The sequence below is a fragment of the Acetobacter aceti NBRC 14818 genome, from assembly GCF_000193495.2.
Taxonomy (GTDB): Bacteria; Pseudomonadota; Alphaproteobacteria; order Acetobacterales; family Acetobacteraceae; genus Acetobacter; species Acetobacter aceti.
In genome coordinates this window covers 3,158,927-3,177,148 of record NZ_AP023410.1, presented here as the reverse complement: position 1 = coordinate 3,177,148, position 18,222 = coordinate 3,158,927, and the positions used below count along the sequence as shown (strand labels likewise).

Genomic DNA, 18,222 nt, shown 5'->3' with positions numbered 1-18,222 from the left:
CCCATGTTCAATACATTGCGCACCCTGTTCCTGACGGCGCTGCATGCTTTCCACCGGCGCGCGACCGTGCAGTATCCCGAACAGCAACCCTATCTGCCGCCGCGTTATCGCGGACGGATCATTCTGTCGCGCGATCCCGATGGAGAGGAACGGTGCGTGGCGTGCAATCTGTGCGCTGTCGCCTGCCCGGTGGACTGCATCAGTCTGCAGAAAACCGAGACCGATGGGCGCTGGCATCCCGAATATTTCCGGATCAATTTTTCCCGTTGCATTTTCTGCGGCTTTTGCGAGGAAGCCTGCCCAACCTACGCCATACAACTGACGCCCGATTTTGAGATGGGTGAATACGCACGCCCCAATCTTGTTTATGAAAAGGAAGACCTGCTGATAAGCGGTACCGGGAAATATCCTGATTACAGCTTCTACAATGTCGCGGGCATCCCCATCCCCGGCAAGGAACGCGGTGCTTCCGAACGCGAACGCCCGCCAATCGATCTTCACTCCCTGCTGCCGTAACCATCATGCACGCTCTGGCCCTCCTTGCTGCCAGTGTGACCGTCATCGGGGCCATCATGGTCATTACCCGGAAAGTCGCCGTGCATGCGGTGCTGTATCTGGTCGTGACACTACTGGCGCTGGCGGCATTACTTGTGATGCTGGGAGCATCATTCGCGGCGATGCTGGAGATCATCATCTATGCCGGCGCGATCATGGTGCTGTTCGTCTTCGTCATCATGATGCTCAATCTGGGGCAACCGGACAGCGCGCGTGAAAAGGAATGGCTGCGTCCACGCGCATGGCTGGGACCGGGGATTCTAGCCGCCATTGTATGTGCGGAACTTCTTTATTGTGTGAGCCCTCTTTCCGAATCCACTCCTTCCCTTTCCCCCATTACGGCACATGATGTCGGGCTGAGTCTGTTTGGACGCTACGTGCTGATGGTCGAACTGGCATCTTTCCTGCTTCTGGCCGGTCTGATCTCGGTCTTTCACATCGGACGCAACCGTGTGGAGGATCCCTGACATGCCGGTTTTTTCCTTCAACGACACCCTGCTGCTGGCCACCATCCTGCTTTCGGTCGGGCTGGCGGGCGTTCTCATCCGGCGCAACTTGCTGTTTATGCTGATGTCTCTGGATATCATGCTCAATGCGGCTGCCCTCGTCTTCGTGGGCGCGGGAGCACGCTGGCACGATGCGGCGGGACAGGTGATGTTCCTGCTGATCCTCGCCCTCGCCGCCGTAGAAACGGCGGTGGGGCTTGCCATCATCCTGTGCCTGCACGCCCGGGGACGTCCCACGCTTGATGCCGATACCGGCAACCTTCTGCAAGGATAAGGGTCATGGGCGAAATTCTGCTTCCCCTTCTCATCCTTTCACCACTTGCTGCTTCCGTGATCTTGTTTGTCTCCGCCGGACGCATGAGTGCGCGTGCCGTCGGGACAGTTGCCTGTGTGAGCGTGGGACTATCCGCTGCCATCAGCATCGTTCTGTCCGCCCTGCTTCTATCCGGTCCAGCGACAGGGATAGTGCAGACAACGCTGTGGCCGTGGATGCATATCGCAGGATTTTCAGCCGATATCGCATTCATGCTGGACCGGATTTCCATGATTATGATCCTTGTCGTCACGATCGTGGGATTACTCATCCATATCTATGCCGCAAGCTATATGCGGGACGATCCGGGGATTGCCCGCTTTTTTGGCTGCATGACGCTGTTCGTGGCCTCCATGCTGGTGCTGGTGCTGGCGTCCGACCTGCTTTGCCTGTTTATCGGGTGGGAAGGCGTGGGGCTGTGTTCCTACCTGCTCATCGGGTTCTGGTATGACAACCCCGTCAATACTGCGGCTGCACGCAAGGCCTTTTACATGACCCGCATGGGAGATGCGGCCTTGCTGTGCGGGCTGCTGCTTCTGGCCACGGCGGCAGGTTCCCTGCACATCGGCACCGTGCTGGAGGCAGTGACAAATGGACAGATAACCCCGACCGCTCTAAACATGGCAGCCCTTTTCATCCTCATAGGGGCCCTCGCCAAATCGGCGCAGATCCCGTTCCAGACATGGCTACCGGATGCCATGGCCGGACCGACACCGACCTCCGCCCTGATCCACGCGGCGACGATGGTTACGGCAGGCGTTTATCTGATTGCACGACTGCATGACCTTTTTGCCCTGGCGGCTCCCGTCATGGTGCTTACGACTATAATCGGAGCGCTGACCATTCTTATAGGAGCCTGCACGGCACTGGTGCAATCCGATCTCAAGCGTATCCTTGCATGGTCCACGATCAGCCAGCTTGGCTACATGTTTCTCGCCCTTGGGTGCGGCGTATGGCAGGCAGCGCTGTTTCACCTGATGACCCATGCCTTTTTCAAGGCGCTCCTTTTCCTGACCGCGGGCGCGGTTATCGTGCGCACCCATCATGAACAGGATATTTTCCGTCTGGGCGGCCTGCGCCACACCATGCCGGGACTGACCGCCGCCTTTGTCATCGGAGCCTCCGCGCTGGCCGGTCTGCCACTGGTCACGGCAGGGTTCTACAGCAAGGAAATGATCCTGTCGGGCGTATGGCCCGCCCATTTCCGCCTGACCCACGAATTGATGCTGAGCGGACATTTCCTGTGGGGGATAGCCCTGCTGGGCGCCTTCCTGACCGCGCTTTATATTTTCCGCTGTGTATTCATCGTTTTTTTCGGAAAATCGGGAACCACAGCGAAGGGCCAGACGTCACGCCTCATGACCATTCCCCTTGGCTGTCTGTGTGTCCTGTCCCTCTGTGGAGGCATCATTGAAATGCCCACGACATTTCCTCCCCTTCATCTGTTCAGCACCCTTCTTGATCCTGCGGCATCCCACTCACACGTGGATGAACCCGGCTGGCTGGTGCTGGCGGGTGCCGTTGTTCCGCTTGCCGGACTTGGCGTCGCATGGGTGCTGTGGGGACGCCCTTCACCCGTCATGCGCGAGATACCGGGACAGGCGGCAGTTATCCGCTTTGCCCGCACCGGGGAGGGCATAGATGTCCTGTATGACCGTCTGTTCGTGCAGCCCTTTCGTTTCCTGACATGGCTGACGCGGCATGACATTCTTGATTACGCCATAACCGGAGCGGGACGGCTGACACGGACGGCCAGCACCTCGGTTCTCAGAGCGCGAACGGCTTTTCTGGGCACGCTGACCCTATGGGGGACCAGTGGCATAAGGTGGGCCGATCACCTGATGGGCCAGATACAAAACGGTCGCGTGCGGTGGTATGCGGCATGGATTGCCGGTGGGCTGTGCGTGGCTCTCACCATGGCGCTGCTGTCATGAATCCCCTTCCCGCCCTTGTGCTGCTGCCTGTCATAGGCGGTGGTCTGGCGTGGCTGGCTGAGCGCATCCTGCCTCATACCAGCGCACCCGCACGTAATGCATCGTGGTGGGTAATGCTGGCGACCCTGATTGTGGAAGCCCTGCTGCTTGCAATGGTCACATTCAACCATCCGACCATTCGCACGGGGCCATGGCTGGAGCATTTTTCCATGCCGTGGATCCCCACCATGGGGATCGCGATCAGGCTGGACATGGACGGTCTTTCGCTCTCGTTGATCTGGCTTTCGCTGATCCTGTGCTTCCTGTGCGCATGTCTTGCCACCCGTCAGGTTACGATCAAATCTGGTACATTCCATTTTCTTTTTCTTACGACTTTTACTGGTATTATCGGGACATTTCTGGCCACAGACCTGTTCCTGTTCTTCTTTTTCTGGGAACTAATGCTGGTGCCAATGTTCGTGCTGATCGCCGTATGGGGGCATGAGGACAGGCAGCGCGCCGCCCTGAAGTTTTTCATGTTCACGCAGGGCAGCGGGCTGCTCATGCTGCTGTCCATCCTCGGTCTGGTCATCACGCACGACCGGGAAACTGGCGTGCTGACATTCGATTACTTCACACTGGCCCAGACACACCTGTCTCCTACCCTGTCCATGCTGCTCATGCTGGGCTTCTTCATCGCCTTTGCCGTCAAGCTGCCGATCGTGCCGGTCCATGTCTGGCTGCCCGACGCCCATACACAGGCGCCCACGGCAGCCAGCGTGCTACTGGCAGGCATTCTTCTCAAAACTGGTGGATATGGCATGATCCGTTTTAATATCATGCTGTTTCCAGATACGGCCATGTATTTCGCGCCCGTCGCCATGGGGCTGGGTGTTGTGGGCGTTCTGTACGGGGCGTGGCTGTCCTGTGCACAGGAAGATATTAAGCGTCTGATCGCTTACAGCAGTATCAGCCATATGGGCTTTGTGGTGCTTGGCATCTTTACCGGCTCACGCATGGGAATGCAGGGAGCGATCATCCAGATGCTGGCGCATGGGTTGAGTGCTGGCGCGCTTTTCCTGATCGCGGGCGCCATTCAGGACCGACTACATACACGTGACATGCACCGTATCGGCGGCTTGTGGACAGCCATGCCACGCCTGTCCGCCACGGGACTGTTTTTTGCCGTGGCGTCGCTCGGAATGCCGGGACTGGGTAATTTCGCTGGCGAGTTCCTCGTGCTGCTGGCGACATGGCATGTCAGCCCTATCATTGCGACAGTGACGACTGTGGGGCTGGTTCTGGCCGCCATCTATGCGCTACGGATGGTCAATCGCGTCTTTCTGGCAGCACCGCGGGGAGACCAGCTCCCCTTGAAGGATTTGCCTGTGCGGCAGATGGCGGTTTTTGCCTGCGCGATGATTTTTCTGATCGTGCTGGGCCTACATCCACAGCCTTTCATGACGTTTTCCGCTCCCTCTCCCCTGTCCGTAATAGGGGTGACCGGTCAGGGAGAGCACGCGCCATGATCGAACACGATGTTTTCCTGCCAACATCTTTGCCGGTGCTCTGTGTAGGGATCACGGTCATGCTCGCCGCAACGGCGTGGCGACGTTCGACGAACCGTAGTTTTCTGACCGGACTGGCGACACTGCTACTGGCTCTTGTGTTTGTAGGGCACCATACCGGCACAGCACGGGATAATGGCGACAGCCTGTTCATTCAGGATCAATGGGCGAACTATACTGCCATTCTCATCATGTTTTCCAGCATGTGTATCCTGCTCATATCATGGCGGAATGATGCGAACGACAGAACCACGTCACTGGTGGATGAATATCCCCTGCTGTGCATGCTGGGCACGCTTGGCGCACTGACCATGGTCTTCAGCGCGAATTACATGCCCTTTTTCCTGGGGTTGGAAATCCTTGGTGTCTCGCTTATGGGACTTGTGACCTTCCGGCATCGCCCTGTCATGCCGGGTTATGAAGCGGCGATGAAATACCTGATCCTGTCAGGCGTGTCTTCCGCCATTCTTCTGTTTGGTGTCGGTCTGGCCTATGGCGTGACAGGATCGCTGCGGTTCATGCCGCCCGCCACAACTGGGGATATTTACCCTGCGTTGCCGGTCGCCGCCACGATCATGATCCTTATCGGCATGTTCTTCAAACTTTCTGCTGTTCCCTTCCATATGTGGCTGCTGGACGTGATGGAAGGCGCACCCGTTCCCGTAGCGGCGTTTCTGGCTGTTGTCTCTAAAATCGCGATATTTTCTTCGCTGATCCGCTATTTCGGAACGGGAAACCAACCGCCCTTCCTCAACGACATCCTGTATGTCGTCATTATCCTGACCATTATGGGGGGCAACCTGCTTGCATTGCGTCAAACCAGCCTCACACGTCTTCTGGCCTGCTCATCCATTGCGCATGTGGGCTATCTGCTGATTGCCTTCCTTTGCCCGGGTCGTCTGCAATCGGGGGCCATCACCATTTATCTTCTGGCCTATACAGCCAGTACATTAGGCGTATTTGCGACCATAGCCGCCTTCGCAACGCCTGACGGGTCCGATGGCGCGGTTATCGCGCAATGGAAGGGACTGTTTTTCACCCGCCCGTTTCTGGCTTCTTCCATGTCGCTCATGCTGCTTTCGCTTGCAGGCATTCCACCCGGCATCGGATTTTTTGCAAAGTTCGAGATCGCGGCGACAGGGGTTGAATACCAGCGCAACCTACTGCTGGGTGTGCTCATAATCGGCAGCATTATCGGGTTGTATTATTACCTGAACATCATCCGTGTCATGATGTCAGCACCATCGCTGCCATCCGCCAGCCTGAATCGGCATATCCGCCCGGAACTGATGGCGCTTGTCATCGTTCTCACAATAATCGTGGTGATTGGAGGGCTTTTTCCCGCCCGCGCCCTCCATCCTCTTCTTCCTGTCTCCGCCATCCCATCTGACACAGAGGCCGAGATGACGATGCGTTGACGAAACTTCTTTTCGATTTCCCTAAAACATGGAAAGGATTTTCCCATGTCCTCTCATGTCTTTCACATTCTGGCGCAAAAAGGCAGCACGGTCATTACCGTGAAAGCAGACGACCCCGTTGTGAGTGTCGCCACCGTACTGGCGCAGCATAATATTGGTGGCGCACCTGTTCTTGATCCTGATGGACAACTGATTGGTATGGTCTCGGAAAAAGGGATCGTTCATATGTTATCCGAACATGGTGCGGACATATCCACCCTGACCGCAAAGGATATCATGACGAAGGCTATGCCGACCGCAACACCCGATGACAGTATTTACGATATTGCCTGCCGCATGACGTATTCCCGCAATCGGCATGTGCCCGTTCTGGAGAACGGAAAACTCGTCGGACTGGTCAGTATTGGCGATATTGTCAAACTCCGCGCTGAAAATGCCGAACAGGAAGCACGTGAACTTCAGGGTTACGTGACAGGCAGCGACCATGCGGCCGTCCAGCCTCCCCATGAAGAGCTACCGATGCAGTGCGGAGAAAAACAAAGCTGATTGCATGTTGCGACAGATGCTATGAAGTGCGGCTACCTCTCCCGTGGGGGGATGTGGTGTCATGCGTTAGATATCGGACACCCACTTCCTTCCATCAGGATCGAGTGGCCGAACCTCGCGCCGATAAAGCAACCTGATCTTCAAACCGGCTGACACGGCAGAATCATGTAGTCAACAAAGACCTATTTTGTTTTTGGTCCCTCCTACGGTCCCCAGCCACCTCCCATGGCCCGCACGAGGTCGACGCCACTCCCTGTTGTTTCTGAACCAGTTCGAACAGACGTTTCCTTACGCCCAGTTTCGCCCAGCGGATGAAAAGCTGTACCGCCCGCCACCACGGACCCAATTCAGCGGGAATACTCTGCCATTTCATGCCATTTTCATACCGCCAGAAAATCGCTGCTATCGTGCGCTACAGATCATGTGGTGGCGTCTTGCCCCTTGGGCGAACTGCCTCATCAATCATAGGTTCCCAGATCGTCCATGCCTCGTCCGTAAAGGTGCCTGTTCTATCTCCTTCTTTCATCCCTACAATATGGGAAGAATTTCAAGATCTAATAGGCCCTAGCATCATATTTTTCCGGCTTTCTCGAACATCGTATGACAGAGCTGTTGAGGCACTATCAAATTACGATCGACAATTCAGCAGCTTTTTGGAGTAAAGTCATTCTAGGGCTTGTGGGGATTCACTGTGAATGGATGATGGCTGCGGCGAGATAGGTCATGGCGCTAAAGCTTGCATCTATTTTGTCGGTCCGCATTGCGATGCGTTTGAATTCCTTGAGCTTACAGAAGAAATTCTCGATCAGATGCCGCCATTTATAGATTTCCCGATCCAGCAGCAGCGGCTTTGAACGTCGCGGATGCTGGGAAATAACGACTGTTGCACCCCTTTCATTCAGTTCGGCAATGATGGCGTTGCTGTCGAACGCCTTGTCGGCGATGAAGGCATCGAATTCGAGACCGTCAATCAACGATGGCACTTCCACACTGTCGAAGCGCTGTCCGGGCATCAGACGGAAACGAACGAGATTGCCCAGAGCATCCGTAAGCGCGAGAATCTTCGTCGTCATGCCGCCTTTCGAGCGGCCTATGGCCTGGCCCTGAGTCCCCCTTTAGCGCCCTGACCATGACGATGAATCTTCACGATCGTTGCATATTCCATATCCGGATCACCGGATAATGCATCGAAAATCTGTTTAAAAACATCAGCAGTGCGCCAGTCGCTGAAGCGACGGAACGCCGTGCTCCAGTTACCGAACAGGGCAGGCAGATCACGCCATGGACTACCAGTGCGCACAATCCACAGCACCACTTCCATGAAAAGACGGTTGTCGCGACCGCTCCGTCCCGGATCGGTCGATTTACCAAGGCAGTGGGATTCAATCAGCGCCTATTGGGCGTCTGTCAGCACAAAGCGTTCCATCCGAAGCTTGAATCATAACACAAGCCTTATGTGAATCCACATAAAGCCTAAAGGAGTATACCATCCGAGATTACCTGAACCACCCATTACTCCAGTTCAATCCGAGACACATGTTCGCGGCGTGTGGACGCATTCCAGAGAAAATACGCCGCGCAATCAATAATGCCAATGAGGTCGTCGTCTTTCTCCTCGTGTTTTGCGTGATAAGCAATTAACAAAAGCGTAACCACGTCACGTCAGTTACTTTCGCGGAAGAAGTGTCGCTTCTGCATCTTGCGCGGGTGTCCCGTCACATGAACGCTCGAACTGGTGTCCACCTGAAATTCAAGATTATTTCCGATGCGACGTTTTACGCTGGAATCTTTGGCGACCCGATGGATGCGGCAAAACAATATATTCGCGACCTACGCAGGCTGACCATAAAACACGGGATAGACAAGGAGATCGAAATTCTAGACAAGAGCAACATCATCGGTGAGGTGCTAACAAAATACGATCAGGAACTTCGTGCTCACCTAAAAACCAATCGGCATAACCCTTCCGTGGGTTTGACGGACAAGGAAGCTTCCAAGTTTGTAGCGGGCGTCGGAAGCTACGGTCAACATTGATGATTTAGATCTAACCTATGCGCAATGTCTGTAATTTCGCTGTTTCGTTAGGCTCAGGAGTTATTCTTTGAGATAGAAAAAGACGCTTTCCGCGATACAAATTGCGGACATGAAGGTATGAACGCAGCGGTCATATCGGGTTGTCTCCCGTCGCCAGTCTCTGAGCTTTACGAACATATTTTCGATGAAATGGCGCTTTTTATGCAGGAGCCAGTTGTAAGGTGGCCTTGATTTCCGGTTCTTCTTCGGCGGAATCCAGGCTGTGATATTCCGTTCTGCGAGAGACTGCCTGATCTAGTTACTGTCATAGCCTCGGTCTCCGATGACTTCTTCTGTCTCGTCGGGGCGATCTGCCAGCAGCACATCTGCACCTTTGGAGTCACTGACCTGACCTGCTGTCAGATGCAGGCGAACAGGCCGGCCCTGACCATCGCACACGGCATGGAGTTTGAGTGCAGGCCGCCTTTTATGCGTCCGATATGGCGGGGAAAAGTCCCTTTTTAAGCAGGGAGGCTGCCGTTCTGTGTGCTTTGAGATGTGTTACATCAATCATCAGACACATCGAACGGCCAGCCTGCTCTGTCAGGGCGACAAAAATCCGGTCAAAGACACCCAGGCGGCTACAGCGGATAAACCGGTTGTACAAGCTCTTGTGTGAGCCATACACTTTCGGAGCGTCTTTCCACTGAAGACCGTTGCAGATCACGTAAACAATTCCGCTCAGAACACGACGGTCATCCACCCGCGGAACCCCATGTGCCAGTGGGAAAAATGGCTTTGCGGAATTCTTCATCAAGCCCTCTTTCAATCCTGGGATAGTTCAGGCTGCCAAGACACCACCAGTCAGCAGCCCTTCGATCCTTTCATTCAGCCAGCCTGCTTACGATCTACAGCGTAGCGATTGACAGGGATGGAAAGACCAAGGTTCTCCCGGAATGTTTTATGCTCATAGTCCTGTCTGAATAGACCGCGTTCCTGCAGAATAGGCACGACATGCTGAACAAAAAGATCAAGCTGTCCGGGAAGAGGCTCAAACAGAACAAAACCATCTGATCCTCCGGATTCAAACCAGTTCTGTAAGGCATCAGCAATCTGCGTTGGCGTACCGACAAAATCCCCACGTGGCGTGGCAAGTTCCAGCGCAATCTGCCGGATACTCAGATTGTCTTTTCTGACCTGTTTGAGAATACGTTGCGAGGCACTCTGGTTACTTTCATTACCGATATGCTCCACTTGAGGAAAAGGTCCATCCAGATCGTACTGTCGGAAGTCGTGATCATTGAATGAGCGTGAGAGGAAACCAAGACCAGTATCGATTGAGGTTAAAGAAACAAGCTCCTGATACCGCGCTTCCGCCTCTTCTTCGGTCAAACCGACAATCGGTGCGGCTCCAGGCAGAATGAAAGGAAGATCATCTTTACGACCGAGCTTATGGGCACGGGATTTAAGGTCGGCGTAGTAAAGACGGGCTTCGTCCAAATCCGCTGGACCGCAGAAAACAGCTTCTGCATGCCGCGCAGCAAAATCACGCCCGGTGTCCGATGCTCCCGCCTGAAAAATAACCGGCTGTCCCTGCGAAGAACGATCAATATTCAGAGGGCCCCGAACCTGAAAATGAGCCCCGGCATGATCAAGTTTGTGCAGTTTCTCAGGATTTACAAATACACCACTAGCCTTATCACCAACCAGAGCATCATCCTCCCAACTGTCCCACAATCCTTGCACAGTTTCCAGATGTTCCGCTGCAATGCGATAGCGTTCACTATGGGCAGGATGCTCCTTTCGGCCAAAATTTGCAGCCGTATCACTCAACCATGAAGTGACAACGTTCCAGCCAGCTCGACCATGACTGATATGATCAAGCGAGGCGAATTGTCGCGCTACATTAAACGGTTCCGTGTAACTCACACTCAGCGTGCCGACGAGCCCTATGTGATCGGTGACAGCAGCTAACGCCGACAGAATAGTAAGCGGTTCGAAACGGTTGAGATAGTGTGGACTGGATTTTTCATTGATCGACAGACTGTCAGCAACAAAAAGGAAATCGAACTTCCCCTTTTCTGCAAGCTGAGCCTGTTTGCGATACAGGGAAAAATTTGTGCTGGCTCGCACATTCCGTTCCGGATGGCGCCAGTCATCCCATGTCCGTCCGACGCCATGCAGAATGAATCCAAGTTTGATCTTGCGTTTCTGTGTCATTTTATCGCTTTTCAAAACAGAGAGTGATCAGGTGGCAGCGGCATGTGAAGGATCTTCACGTTTCCGTGCTGTCCACCTGTTTTCGGGAACTGGAAGGCCAAGATGGTCTCTCAGTGTCGTTCCTTCATATTCGGTCCGGAACAGGCCTCGTTTTTGAAGAATCGGAATGACATGTTCACGAAAAGCCCTGAAATCCCGAGGGTTGGTGAAACGAATATTGAAGCCGTCTACAGCACCACCGACAAACCAGCGTTCGATCTCGTTGGCGATTGTTTCCGGTGATCCAACGAAGCTGAGACGCCAGCCGCCATAACGCTCCGTCGCCTGCCGCAATGTCAGATTTCCAGAAGCCACTCCACGCAAAATACGCTCTGCATGACCTTTGTAACTGTTCAAGGTCAGATTACTGATATCGGGAAACGGCTCATCAAGCGGATACTGTCGGAAATCATGATAATTGAAGGCTCGCCCGAGAGCGACAAGCTTTTTCTCTATATCCAGAGATCCTTCCCGTTCAATTGCTATCTCACGGGCTTTTTCATCTGTTTCGGCAATGATCGGAGCAATACCGGGAAGAACATGGATGGCGTCAGGATCACGGCCGAGTGCTTTCGCTCTCGCCTTGAGATCCTTATAATATTCAAGAGCTGATTCAAAATCTTCTACTGCCGCAAACGTACCATCTGCAATCTGCGCACCCAGCTGCCGACCTGCATTACTGTCCCCAGCCTGAAAAATAACGGGATACCCCTGTGGCGAACGACTCAGAGCCAGCGGCCCTGCAACGGACAGGAATTCACCTTTGTGGTTGAGCGCATGCTGCTTTGACTTATCAAGAAAAACATCGTTTTCCTTGTCATAGGGGAAAGCATCATCCTCATAGCTATCCCAGAGACCTTTCACAACATCGACAAATTCTTCTGCCCGCTGGTAGCGCAGGGCATGATCAAGGTGTTTGTCCTTGCCATAGTTACGTGACGCACCTTCAAGTCCGGTAGTCACCACATTCCAGCCAGCGCGCCCCTTGCTGATATGGTCAAGTGAGCCAAACAGCCGCGCGACATTGTAAGGCTCCCAATAAGTCGTGGTCAGTGTGCCCACCAGACCAATACGCGACGTGGAAACTGCCAGAGCCGACAACAAAGTGAGCGGTTCCAGACGATTGAGGAAGTGTGGCGCGGTATCTGGTGTAATAAATGGACTATCGACAATGAAGACCAGGTCGAATTTGGCCTCTTCCGCCAGCCGTGCATTCCGGATGTACCAATCAATATCAATGCTGGCATTCGGCGGCAATTCCGGATCTCTCCATTGGCTGAAATCGGTTCCAACACCAGCAAGAATCGCACCCAACTTAATCTGACGCTGTCTGATAGAGCCCATGACACTCTCTCCTGAACGATAGGGACATGACATTGGCGGCCGATTTTATCTTCCGATAACAAGAAATATTAAATTGAAGAATTCTGCTTTGAAAACAATCATCATAGTTTGCAGGATATTGAGTCACAAAAAAGAAAAACTTGTTATTAATACATGCGTTATCTTTATTAGAAATTAGCGGTCAATTCTCTTTTGAGGCGTTCTAATGCATTTGGCCCTGTTTCTGACTCTTTCTGGTCTGCATCTTGGAGGCTGGCGACATGCCACATCCTCTCATGCTGACCCTATGGACATCAGAGCCTATGCTTCTCTTGCCCGCAAAGCTGAGCGTGCAGCGCTTGATATGGTTTTTGTTGCCGACAAACTGGCGATTGACAGCAATTATGGAGGGTCCATTGAAGCAACGGTTACCAGCCGTGCAGTCGGATCACCGGAACCTCTGACATTGCTCTCAGCGCTGTCCGTCCTGACGGATAGAATTGGCCTCGCAGGAACGATTTCCACGACCTACACCGAGCCCTATCACGTTGCTCGCATGCTGGGTGCCATCAACCATTACAGTCATGGACGAGTGGGCTGGAATGCCGTCACATCAGTCAGTGATAGTGAGGCACGTAATTTCAGTCGCCAAAACCACCTTGAGCACGCAGAACGCTATGCACGGGCAGAAGAATTCATAGAAGTGGTGCAATCGCTCTGGAGAAGCTGGCAACCCGATGCCGTTGTGCGTAACCGGGAACAAGGTGTTTATGCACTCAAGGATCATATCAATCCGATTTATCATGAAGGGCAACATTTTCAGGTAAAGGGCCCTCTCACTTTCCCTCCCTATGCAGAAGCTCCTCCCGTTCTTATTCAGGCAGGCGTTTCAGAACGCTTTTCGGATGTCGCATCCCGATATGCAGAGGTCATTTTTCCCGTTCTGACAACACCTGCCAGAGCACGCAATTTTGTCTCTGATTTCCGTCAGAAAATAGCATCAGCAGACCGTGATCCCAGCAAGGTGCGGATACTTCCCGGATGTGTCCCGATAGTTGCAGAAACTGACTGTCGGGCCAAAGAATTTCAGGCGGAACTGGATGCTCTCATCCATCCCCTTGCGGGTCTGACCTTCATGTCCGGGAGCATGAATCATGATCTCTCACAGTATCCTCAGAATGAACTGATACCAGATCTGGATTCCGAAATCCGGGGAAGTCGTGGCCGGTTCGTACCTCTGGTTGCTGAGGCAAGAGCACGCGGGCTGACACTGGAACAAACAGCACGCTCCTATGCACGGGATCTATCGTTTCCTTCTTTTGTTGGCTCCCCGACGACCGTAGCCGATCAGATGATATCGTGGGTGGATGAAACTGGTGTGGATGGCTTTACGATCATTCCTCCCATCTGCCCCGCTTCAGACGATCTGTTTTTCGACTCTTTGATACCAGAACTTCAGCGTCGAGGTGCATTTCGTCGAAATTACGATGGAAACACTCTCCGACATCATCTGGGACTCTGATGTAGAAGAATAAACGTTCCTCTCGTCTCTGTCAGACAACATTCACCGGAGCAGCCCGGTTTTTTATAGGAAAGCATCATGCTGCAGAAAGATTTTCTTCTCTCGCGCTCTCTTGGGTTCTTCGTTTTCGCCGGATTTGCAATAGCTTTCCCTGAAGAATCTCTTATTGCCGCTTCAGTACACGCCTATCCGAAAGCCAAAGAGGAAGATCACAAAAATGATGATAAATCAAAAATTAAACGAAAATTTTCGTCAATTATAAGCTCTTCATCAGAAAATATTACTGTCCATACCGGTGGTGTAAGCCGACCTTTACGCAATACCGTCAATAGTGGCGCTCTAGGGAGCCGTTCCGCATTCGATACCCCTTTTGCCGTGTCTTCAGTCAATGCAGCGACAATTCAGGCACGTCAGGCTACTGACATCAATGCTGTTTTTGCTCAGGATTCCTCGGTCACGATTGCCAACAGTGGTAATGGCGCGGCATCAGGAGCAAGTTTCAAGATTCGAGGACTGGCTGTCGATTCACTGAATGGTTACAAAGTGGACGGGCTGGCCATTCCATACTGGTCAATCGATCTGCCAGTCGAAAATTTCGAAAGCATTCAGATGATCAAGGGTGCCTCGGCCTTCATGTATGGTTTTGGGGCTCCAGGCGGGGTGGTCAATTTCGAAATCAAGAAGCCCCATGACGCCACAACAGTATCGCTGGAAGCAGGTTATCGATCCGATGCTGTCTTTCGACAGATGATTGATGCTGGAGGAACACTCGTAGATCAGGGTCGCCTGCGCTATCGTTTTTCTTTTGTCAATGAAATCGGAAATCTTTTCAATGGCGGCACAATGCGACGTGACGGTGTGACGTTGGCATTTGATGGAAAGATAACCAACTCCCTTAAATGGGACGCCAGCATGTTTTTCATGAAAACTCTTCAGGAAGACATGATTAATACGCTTTCCATTGCGTCGAATGTCACCTCATTACCATCCATCAGTGGACGGACACAGTTGGGCGCTCGAGGAAGCTGGAAAACGAATGACATGAAAGTGGTCACAGCCGGACTGACCTGGGATATCAATCCTGACTGGCACTCCCGTCTGTCATATCGCTATTCCGTTCTGGATGAAGATTTTCCAGGCACAATCATGACATTGACGGACAACAAGGGAAGTTACCACGATAATGCCTTCTTCATTCAAAGGCAGTGGTGGTATAATCAGATTCAGGAAGTGACGGAGGGTCATGTCGATACAGGCCCATTCAGACACGACATAGTTGCTGGCATATCGTGGGAACGTCAATTGTATGACACAGACGCCAACGCAACAACAAATACAGTCATTTCCACTGGAAATATCTTCAATGATATTCCCTCATTATCCGGTCATACGCCAGCAGATTTCTATCATTCCCGTTTGTATCACTATATTGACTACCAGCAGATCGCTCCATTCCTGAGTGATACCGTTACCTGGCGAAACTGGTCCCTCCTCGCTGGATTCCGTTATACTTGGTATAATGAAAATGATTTTTCTCCAGATGGTACAAAGACAGCCAGTCATAGTAATACGCCCGTGACACCGGTCTTTGCCCTGACCTACAAAATAGATCCAGGACTGAATGTCTATTTCAGCTATGTCCGCGCAATGCAGAGCGGTGGACAGGCCGGAAGCAGTAACGTCAACAGGAATGAAGTCTTTGCGCCCATGGAGAGCAGAAATTACGAACTTGGGGTGAAAATTGCGCGTAAACGTTGGTCCCTGACGGGAGCTTTATTTCGTCTCGATAGCGGCACTGGTTATACGAATGCACAGAATTATTACATGCAGGACGGGCTGGCGCGTTATCAGGGTGTGGAAATAAACGGAGCGTTCGCCATAACGCCACGTCTGACACTCTCCGGCGGCATTACCTACCTTTCTGCTCTTTATCAGAAAGCCTCTGTATCGATAACAGGAAATCATGTTGAAGGGACAGCTCCTTTACAGGCGTCTGCCCAGCTTCATTACCGTGTCCCCCATGTCGAAGGCCTAAGTCTGGACGCTTACTTTCGTTACGTAGACTCGATGTATGATGGAGCAGCCAACACACTGGCGCTTCCTTCCTACCGGATATGGGACATCGGCGCCAATTACGTCATGCCGGTCGGTAAACATCATATGACCTTCAGGGGAATGGTGCGAAATCTGGGTGACCAGCGATACTGGACAACATACGGCAACATGGCTGCACTCCCCGGAGATCCAAGAACGGTCTCCCTCAGTGCGCGGATAGATTTCTGAATTTTGCCGAACAGGAAAGCATCATGAACGCGATCATTGCAGATGTTCTGGTTATCGGCGGAGGAATGGCTGCGGGCTGGGCTGCCATTTCCGCCGCAAAAACAGGTGCCCGTGTTGTCATCGCGGATAAGGGCTTCATGGGAACCAGCGGCGTCACCGCACCAGCCGGTCCAAATCACTGGTGGGTGCCACCGGAACAGGACTTACGCAGATCAGCGGTAGAACGCCGGCTGGAGACTGCTTTTGGACTGGCAGACTCGGTCTGGATGGAACGTATCATTGATATAACATGGCGCTCCATTCCGGAAATAGCCCCATGGTATCCTTTTGCCGGAGATGGCAAAGGGGGCACGTTTCACTCAGGCCTGCGTGGCCCTGAATATCTTCGCGCCTTACGGCAATACGCAACAAAACTTGGTGTCATCATTCTGGATCAACATCCTGTTCTGGAACTTCTGGCACGGCAGGATGGCTCAATCGGGGGCGTATCAGGATATGACCGGCTGAATGACAGACCATGGAATGCCCGGACGGGTGCCGTCATACTGGCGACAGGTGGCTGCGCCTTTCGGTCCGGCTTGCTGGGGAGTTATAACAACACAGGGGACGGCTACCTCATGGGCGTGGAGGCTGGTGCAGAACTTTCTGGAATGGAATTCTGTGTTTCCTATTCCATTTCTCCTGCCTGGCTGAGCACACGCACGCTGCCTTATACGGGAGCACGATACTTCAACGCAGAAGGACAGCTCCTGTTCATCCCCGGCTGGGACAAGCCTCGTGAATATCTCTGCAAATTGGCCGATGCCTTTCGAACTGGCCCGGTTTATGCCGATCTTCACGAAGCACCGGTAGGACTACCCGCCGTTATCAGGGAGATCCAGCCGGCAACCGTTGCAGCCTTTGAGCGACGTGGTCTCGACATGTTTCAGGATCGGTTTGAAGTCAAACTGTTCGGAGAGGGTACAATCCGGGGAATCGGTGGTCTCAGGATTATCGATGACGTGTGTGCCACGGCCGTACCTGGACTGTTCGCAGCGGGCGATGCCGCAACACGCGAACATATCGCCGGAGCTACAAGCGGCGGTGGAGCTCAGAACGCCGCATGGGCACTCTCTTCGGGCGTGCTTTCAGGGACGGGAGCTGCTCGGGAAGCAAAAAAACGTTGCAAGACACTCGATCAGAGCGAAAAACTGAACCCTCTTGGAGGTCCGGGATTGCGTCCATCCGACACCATAAAAACTGTTGATAATAAAGCCGCAATACAGACCGCACAAAACGAAATACTCGATCTGGACAAGGCGCTTTGGCGAAATGAAACCAAACTGAGATCTTCGGCTTCCCTGCTGGATGCAGCATGGTCTGAAATACGGAATAATCTGCAAGGCAGGAATCTGGATGCTGTTTCAGCAAGAGAGACTGCTGCCATGGTCGCAACGGCAAGATGGTGCAATGCCTCCGCACTGGTTCGAAAAGAGAGCCGTGGCATGCATGTAAGGGAAGACTATTTTCAACAAAGTCCCGAATACCAGCGCCGCATCATCACAGGAGGTCTGGACCAGATCACTCCATATCTGGAAAAACCTCGCGTTGCAGAGGTTGTTTCGTGATTACAGAAATTCTTTCTGAGCGTTGCAACAATTGCAATGCATGTGTCGTAGTCTGTCCTGATCATGTTCTCGACCTAGCGAAGAACGATCAACCCCCAGCAATCGCACGACCGGATCAGTGTCAGACCTGTTTTCTGTGTGAACTGTATTGTCCGGAAGACGCCATTTACGTTGGTGTAGAAGTTCCTCGTTCAGAGTTGAAAAATAATCCTCTGGGAAATATCCGTAGAGATTATGGCTGGGATAGCCATAAAGAAGAGCCTCTGAAAAACTTCTGGCAACTGGGTGGTCTTTTGCGAGAGGGGGTGATGATTTCTTCCACTCGCTACGCACTTCAGCAATCCGATGACAAGGAACCTGAAAAGAAAATCTGAAACAATCTACGCAGCTTTTGAG

General features: G+C 52.8%; 16 protein-coding genes and 1 pseudogene. 12 read left to right on the top strand and 5 right to left on the bottom strand.

Annotation, left to right across the window (positions count from 1 at the left end; genetic code table 11):
- Nucleotides 1-3 precede the first annotated feature (3 nt).
- From nuoI to EMQ_RS14565, 7 genes are read left to right on the top strand one after another with little or no spacing between them, the layout of a single operon-like run.
- On the top strand, nucleotides 4-516 hold the full coding sequence (gene nuoI, locus EMQ_RS14595) for an NADH-quinone oxidoreductase subunit NuoI (protein ID WP_010667880.1): 513 nt from the start codon (nucleotides 4-6) through the stop codon (nucleotides 514-516).
- Between the two features lie 5 nt (nucleotides 517-521).
- Nucleotides 522-1,022 carry an NADH-quinone oxidoreductase subunit J gene (nuoJ, locus tag EMQ_RS14590; protein WP_018307788.1) on the top strand — a complete coding sequence of 167 codons (501 nt, stop codon included), beginning with the start codon at nucleotides 522-524 and terminating at the stop codon, nucleotides 1,020-1,022.
- A 1-nt stretch (nucleotide 1,023) separates the two neighbouring features.
- The gene (gene nuoK, locus EMQ_RS14585) at nucleotides 1,024-1,335 is read left to right on the top strand and encodes an NADH-quinone oxidoreductase subunit NuoK (protein ID WP_010668657.1); all 312 of its coding nucleotides are present in this window, start codon (nucleotides 1,024-1,026) and stop codon (nucleotides 1,333-1,335) included.
- Nucleotides 1,336-1,340: 5 nt separating this feature from the next.
- Nucleotides 1,341-3,308: an NADH-quinone oxidoreductase subunit L gene (gene nuoL, locus EMQ_RS14580; RefSeq protein ID WP_010668656.1), complete on the top strand. Its 1,968-nt coding sequence runs from the start codon at nucleotides 1,341-1,343 to the stop codon at nucleotides 3,306-3,308.
- Nucleotides 3,305-4,816 (top strand): complex I subunit 4 family protein, encoded by a 1,512-nt coding sequence (locus EMQ_RS14575; protein ID WP_010668655.1) that lies wholly within the window; start codon nucleotides 3,305-3,307, stop codon nucleotides 4,814-4,816. Before nuoL ends, EMQ_RS14575 begins: the two co-directional genes overlap by 4 nt.
- On the top strand, nucleotides 4,813-6,273 hold the full coding sequence (locus tag EMQ_RS14570) for an NADH-quinone oxidoreductase subunit N (RefSeq protein ID WP_010668654.1): 1,461 nt from the start codon (nucleotides 4,813-4,815) through the stop codon (nucleotides 6,271-6,273). The genes EMQ_RS14575 and EMQ_RS14570 overlap by 4 nt, the downstream gene beginning before the upstream one ends.
- Nucleotides 6,274-6,318: 45 nt before the next feature.
- Nucleotides 6,319-6,819 (top strand): CBS domain-containing protein, encoded by a 501-nt coding sequence (locus EMQ_RS14565; RefSeq protein WP_010668653.1) that lies wholly within the window; start codon nucleotides 6,319-6,321, stop codon nucleotides 6,817-6,819.
- A 163-nt stretch (nucleotides 6,820-6,982) separates the two neighbouring features.
- Here the strand turns inward: EMQ_RS14565 and EMQ_RS17420 are convergent, their stop codons facing one another.
- Both EMQ_RS17420 and EMQ_RS14555 read right to left on the bottom strand, forming a co-directional pair.
- Entirely contained in the window at nucleotides 6,983-7,216 is a 234-nt protein-coding gene (locus EMQ_RS17420; RefSeq protein ID WP_373278086.1) for a hypothetical protein, read from the bottom strand.
- A 289-nt stretch (nucleotides 7,217-7,505) separates the two neighbouring features.
- A protein-coding gene (locus EMQ_RS14555) for an IS5 family transposase (RefSeq protein ID WP_132012082.1) occupies nucleotides 7,506-8,209 on the bottom strand; the annotation gives its coding sequence in 2 pieces (ribosomal slippage) (nucleotides 7,506-7,927 and nucleotides 7,927-8,209; 705 coding nt in all).
- A gap of 329 nt (nucleotides 8,210-8,538) precedes the next feature.
- On the opposite strand from EMQ_RS14555, the gene EMQ_RS14550 reads away from it, so the two are divergent.
- Nucleotides 8,539-8,853, top strand: coding sequence for a hypothetical protein (locus tag EMQ_RS14550; RefSeq protein ID WP_010666527.1), 315 nt, complete (start codon nucleotides 8,539-8,541; stop codon nucleotides 8,851-8,853).
- 60 nt (nucleotides 8,854-8,913) lie between these two features.
- On the opposite strand, the pseudogene EMQ_RS14545 reads toward EMQ_RS14550, so the two are convergent.
- From EMQ_RS14545 to EMQ_RS14535, 3 genes and pseudogenes are all read right to left on the bottom strand, one after another.
- A pseudogene (locus EMQ_RS14545) lies at nucleotides 8,914-9,646 on the bottom strand (IS5 family transposase).
- 74 nt (nucleotides 9,647-9,720) lie between these two features.
- Nucleotides 9,721-11,052, bottom strand: coding sequence for an LLM class flavin-dependent oxidoreductase (locus tag EMQ_RS14540; RefSeq protein ID WP_010668511.1), 1,332 nt, complete (start codon nucleotides 11,050-11,052; stop codon nucleotides 9,721-9,723).
- Between the two features lie 27 nt (nucleotides 11,053-11,079).
- On the bottom strand, nucleotides 11,080-12,435 hold the full coding sequence (locus tag EMQ_RS14535) for an LLM class flavin-dependent oxidoreductase (RefSeq protein ID WP_010668510.1): 1,356 nt from the start codon (nucleotides 12,433-12,435) through the stop codon (nucleotides 11,080-11,082).
- A 205-nt stretch (nucleotides 12,436-12,640) separates the two neighbouring features.
- On the opposite strand from EMQ_RS14535, the gene EMQ_RS14530 reads away from it, so the two are divergent.
- From EMQ_RS14530 to EMQ_RS14515, 4 genes are all read left to right on the top strand, one after another.
- The gene (locus EMQ_RS14530; RefSeq protein WP_018307793.1) at nucleotides 12,641-13,936 is read left to right on the top strand and encodes an NtaA/DmoA family FMN-dependent monooxygenase; all 1,296 of its coding nucleotides are present in this window, start codon (nucleotides 12,641-12,643) and stop codon (nucleotides 13,934-13,936) included.
- 78 nt (nucleotides 13,937-14,014) lie between these two features.
- Nucleotides 14,015-16,219 (top strand): TonB-dependent siderophore receptor, encoded by a 2,205-nt coding sequence (locus tag EMQ_RS14525; protein WP_018307794.1) that lies wholly within the window; start codon nucleotides 14,015-14,017, stop codon nucleotides 16,217-16,219.
- Between the two features lie 23 nt (nucleotides 16,220-16,242).
- Nucleotides 16,243-17,826, top strand: a complete 1,584-nt coding sequence (locus EMQ_RS14520) for an FAD-dependent oxidoreductase (RefSeq protein WP_010666363.1) — start codon at nucleotides 16,243-16,245, stop codon at nucleotides 17,824-17,826.
- Nucleotides 17,823-18,200 (top strand): 4Fe-4S dicluster domain-containing protein, encoded by a 378-nt coding sequence (locus EMQ_RS14515; protein WP_010666364.1) that lies wholly within the window; start codon nucleotides 17,823-17,825, stop codon nucleotides 18,198-18,200. Before EMQ_RS14520 ends, EMQ_RS14515 begins: the two co-directional genes overlap by 4 nt.
- Nucleotides 18,201-18,222: the final 22 nt, after the last annotated feature.